The sequence below is a fragment of the Paenibacillus sp. A3 genome (genome assembly GCF_001399685.1).
Lineage (GTDB): Bacteria > Bacillota > Bacilli > Paenibacillales > NBRC-103111 > Paenibacillus_G.
In genome coordinates this window covers 1-583 of record NZ_JTHN01000436.1, presented here as the reverse complement: position 1 = coordinate 583, position 583 = coordinate 1, and the positions used below count along the sequence as shown (strand labels likewise).

The 583-nt window shown below is 61.6% G+C and carries 1 protein-coding gene; it reads right to left on the bottom strand.

Translation table 11 applies throughout. From position 1 onward, the window contains the following. Nucleotides 1-475: stage III sporulation protein AF (spoIIIAF, locus tag QJ48_RS35220; protein WP_063858231.1), on the bottom strand; the 475-nt coding region annotated here is incomplete at its 3' end. Nucleotides 476-583 lie beyond the last annotated feature (108 nt).

Sequence of the window (583 nt, the reverse complement as noted above, 5' to 3'; positions counted from 1 at the left end):
GCGGTTCCAAGGAGAGGGAGACGCTGCGGATGACAAGCTGACCTTCGCTATCGGCGGCGGTCTCCACTTGAATGCTTCGCACCTTCACCCCGGCCTTCTGCTCGATGCTTCGCTTCATCAGATCAGCAGCCTGCGCCTCCACCAGCTTGCGAGATTGCTCCTGCTGCTTGACTTTCAGCGCTTCGGCCCGCTGCAGGGTGACGGGCAGCGACTCGACCTCTCCGCTTCCCCCGCCCGCCGGCCATTCCGGGCTCGCCGCTCCGCTTTTGAACAGCGCATCCTTGACGCGATCATCCAATTGCGACCGCTGGCCAAGCAGCGAGAAGAGCGGCTGCAGCAGCGCAAGCAGCAGGAACAGGCCGATCACGGTTTTGACGTAGCGCTGCATCGACTGGTTCGGCAGCAGCAGGTCGACGAAGGTGGCGAGCAAGATGACCATGACGATCGACTTGAGCCACCCGCTCAGGAAGTCCATCGTCATCCTCTCCTTCGCAGGGCGCGGTTCAGCGCATCATGACGGATACGTTGCCTGCGGCAATTACAATGGTGATCGCCAGGAAAAACATCAGCCCGACGACGGCAA